We start from the raw sequence: 3,249 nt of genomic DNA, 5'->3' as shown, positions 1-3,249 counted from the left end.
TCACCGCCGCCGTCGAGCATGCGCAGGTGCTCGGCGCGCCACCACTGCAGCCGGCTCCGGGCCACGCTCGGCTCCGAGGCCTCGGCCGGGATGCGGCGGATCTCCCCGGCGTAGGCGGCGACGGCGAGCAGGTCGGCGCGCGCCGCCCGGGGGGCGGTGCGCAGGGCGCAGTCGAGGCTCGAGCCCGGCGGGGCGGCGCGGGCGAAGGCCTCGGCGGCGGCGTCGCGGGCCATCGGCGGCTCCTCGAGGCGTTCTCCTAGGACCGCCCTATTGTCCCACAAGCGCCGGGGCGCGTGCGGCGCCTAGGCGCGCAGCCCCGCGCTCTTGACCAGGGCCACGCCCCGCCAGCCCGCCGCCACCCCCAGCTCGGCGGCCGAGCGCCGCGTGATGCGGGCGAGCAGCGGCGCCTGCCCGGCCGCGAGGCGCACCAGCGTGTGGGTGCCGTCCACCTCGGCGGTGGCGGTGGCCCGCACCGGGAGCTGGTTGAGCAGGCTCGTGCCGGCCACCGGCGACCGCGCCAGGGCGACCTCGCGGGCGGGGACCGCCACGCGCACGGCGCTCCCCGCGGCGTGGCGGCCGTCCTCGGGGAGCCACAGCTCGCCGCCGTCGACGGCGACCCGGGCCAGGCCCTCGCCGGGGCGGTGCTCGACGACCCGCCCGTCGAGGAGGGCCTCGGCCGTCGGCGCCGTGGCCAGGCCGAGGTCGAGCCGGGTGAGCAGCTCCTGGGGCGGGCCCTGGGCGGCCACCCGCCCGTCGGCCAGGTAGAGGAGGCGGTCCGCCAGGCGCAGCGCCCGCTCCAGGTCGTGGGAGACCCAGAGCACCGGCATGCGCGCGGTGTCGCGGAGCTCGCCGATCAGCGCCAGGACGTTCTCGGCGTTGGCCGGATCCAGGGCGCTGGTGGGCTCGTCGAGCAGCAGCAGCGCCGGCTGCCCGGCGAGGGCCCGGGCGATGGCCACCCGCTGGCGCTCGCCGCCGGAGAGCTGGTGGGGGCGCTTGCCGAGCAGGTGGCCGATGCCCAGCCGGCGGGCGAGGGCCTCGAGGTCGGTCCCGCCGCGGCCGCGCCGGCGGCGGGCGTAGGCGAGGTTGCCGCGCACCGTGCGCTGCGGGAGGAGGCCCGCCTCCTGGGCGACGTAGCCCACCCGGCGGCGGTGCGGGGGCCGGAAGAGGCGCTCGGCGCCGTCCTGCCAGGCCTCGCCGCCGACGGTGACCCGGCCGGCCTCGGCGGCCTCGAGGCCGGCGAGGCAGCGCAGCAGGGTGGTCTTCCCCGAGCCCGAGGCCCCGGCGACCACGGTGAGGCCCCCGGCGGGGGCGTCGATGTCCGCCGCCAGGCGGAAGCCGGGGCGGCTCAGGGCCAGGCCGCGGACGGCGAGGGCGCCGCTCATAGGCCCACCGCCTGGAAGCGCCGGTTGAGGGCGTAGACCGCCAGCAGCAGCGCGAAGGAGAAGAGCAGCAGCATCGCCGAGAGGGCGTGGGCCCGGGCGTACTCCAGGGTCTCGACGTGCTCGAAGATGGCGATGGAGACGACCTGGGTCTCGCCGGGGATGTTGCCGCCGACCATGAGCACGACGCCGAACTCGCCGAGGGTGTGGGCGAACCCCAGGGTGGTGGCGGTCAGGAAGCCGCGCCGGGCGAGCGGCACGGCCACGGTGAGGAACCGGTCCACCGGGCCGGCCCCCTGGGTGGCCGCGGCCTCGAGGGGCGCGCGGCCGATGGCGGCGAAGGCGTTCTGCAGCGGCTGGACCACGAAGGGGAGGCTGTAGACCATCGAGCTGACCACCAGGCCGGCGAAGGTGAAGGCCAGCGGGGCGCCGCCGAGGGCCTCGAGGGCCCCGCCGATGGGGCCGTGGGGCCCCAGGGCGACGAGGAGGTAGAAGCCCAGCACGGTCGGCGGCAGCACCAGCGGCAGGGCGACCACCGCCTCGACGGCGACCTTCCAGCGCGCCCGGCTGCAGGCCAGCCACCAGGCCAGGGGGGTGCCCAGCAGCAGGAGCCCGGCCACGGTCACCCCCGCCAGGGCCAGGGTCAGCCGGAAGGCCTGCCAGTCGGCGCTGCTGAGCAGCTCGGGCACGGCGCGCTACTCCGCGTCGTCCGGGATGGTGTAGCCGAAGCGGCGGATGAGCTCGGCGGCCTCGGGGCCCTGCAGGAAGCGCAGGAGCGCCTGCGCCGGCGCGTGGTCGGCGGCGCGCTCGAGCAGCACGGCCTGCTGGCGGATGGGCGCGTGGTGCTGCTGCGGGACCAGCCAGCGCGAGCCGCGCTCGGGGCGGCCCGGGGCGCTGAGCTGGGAGAGGGCGACGAAGCCCAGCTCGGCGTTGCCGCTGGCGACGAACTGGTGGGCCTGGTTGATGTTCTGCCCCTGGATGATCCGCCCCTGCAGCGATCGCCACCGCCCCAGGGACTGCAGGGCCTGCTGGGCGGCCAGCCCGTAGGGGGCGGTCCGGGGGTTGGCGATGGCCAGCCGGCGGAACTCGCCCCGCAGGGCCTGCGGGCCGTTGACCCGCTCCGGGTCGGCGCTCCACAGCGCGAGGCGCCCCTGGGCGTAGGTGAAGCGGCTCCCCGGCACCGCCAGGCCGCGCTCGGCGAGCTTGCGCGGCCGGCGGCGGTCGGCGGCGAGGAAGGCGTCGAAGGGGGCGCCGTTGCGGATCTGGGCGTAGAGGCTGCCGGTGGAGCCGGTGCTGACCCGCAGCTCGTGGCCGGTGGCCGCCTCGAAGCGCGGCTCGAGGGCCTCGATGGTGGCCTTGAAGTTGCCGGCCACGGCGGCGCGCACCTCGCCGGCGTGGGCCGGCACGGCGGCGGCGAGGAGCAGCAGGGCGAGGATCGGGCAGGTGCGGTACGGCATGGCTCCCTCCACTCGGTCGGGTTCTCCGTCTCCCGTTTTAGCAAATCGCGTGCCGACCTGCCGGGGCGCCGGGGCCCGGGGTCGGTGGCCGGTCGGCGTGTCGTAGAGGCTACAACAGCGGCGGCCTCTTGTCGGGAGGGCGGCACGCCACCGCGCGGCGCCCCGGCGGGGGCGCTAGCGGGCGGCCGGCAGCCAGCCGAGGATCTCCTCCGGGGCGCGCACCAGGCCGTGGGCGCCCCAGCGCGTCGGCCGGTCGCCGGCGTGGAGGTAGCCGAACAGGGCGACGAGCGCCTGCGCCCCTACGCTCAGGGCGGCCTCGATATCGCGCCGGGCGTCGCCGACGGTCAGGGTGTGCTCGGCCGCCGCCCCCAGGGCGCGCAGGGCGTGGCGCATCGGGTCGGGGTGGGGCTTGG

The 3,249-nt window shown here is 77.9% G+C and carries 5 protein-coding genes; all 5 read right to left on the bottom strand.

Annotation, left to right across the window (positions count from 1 at the left end):
- Positions 1-233, bottom strand: a 233-nt coding sequence (locus CKO13_RS11410; RefSeq protein ID WP_200261124.1) for a squalene/phytoene synthase family protein, incomplete at its 3' end; no start/stop codon positions are given.
- A 69-nt stretch (positions 234-302) separates the two neighbouring features.
- Positions 303-1,382, bottom strand: coding sequence for a molybdenum ABC transporter ATP-binding protein (modC, locus tag CKO13_RS11405; protein WP_200261121.1), 1,080 nt, complete (start codon positions 1,380-1,382; stop codon positions 303-305).
- Positions 1,379-2,068 (bottom strand): molybdate ABC transporter permease subunit, encoded by a 690-nt coding sequence (gene modB, locus CKO13_RS11400; protein WP_338034644.1) that lies wholly within the window; start codon positions 2,066-2,068, stop codon positions 1,379-1,381. The genes modC and modB overlap by 4 nt, the downstream gene beginning before the upstream one ends.
- A gap of 6 nt (positions 2,069-2,074) precedes the next feature.
- Complete coding sequence (gene modA / locus CKO13_RS11395; protein ID WP_200261118.1) at positions 2,075-2,836, bottom strand: molybdate ABC transporter substrate-binding protein; 762 nt, start codon at positions 2,834-2,836, stop codon at positions 2,075-2,077.
- 174 nt (positions 2,837-3,010) lie between these two features.
- A partial coding sequence (locus CKO13_RS11390) for an HAD family hydrolase (protein ID WP_200261115.1) occupies positions 3,011-3,249 on the bottom strand: 239 nt, incomplete at its 5' end.

The organism is Halorhodospira neutriphila (assembly GCF_016584055.1).
In the GTDB taxonomy this organism is placed as follows: domain Bacteria; phylum Pseudomonadota; class Gammaproteobacteria; order Nitrococcales; family Halorhodospiraceae; genus Halorhodospira; species Halorhodospira neutriphila.
Note: the sequence above shows the minus strand (reverse complement) of the source record. Positions and strands in the feature narration are given on the sequence as shown.

Coding starts and splice junctions, on each gene's coding strand:
- modC (WP_200261121.1), bottom strand. CDS start 1,382: ATGAGCGGCGCCCTCGCCGTCCGCGGCCTGGCCCTGAGCCGCCCCGGC.
- modA (WP_200261118.1), bottom strand. CDS start 2,836: ATGCCGTACCGCACCTGCCCGATCCTCGCCCTGCTGCTCCTCGCCGCC.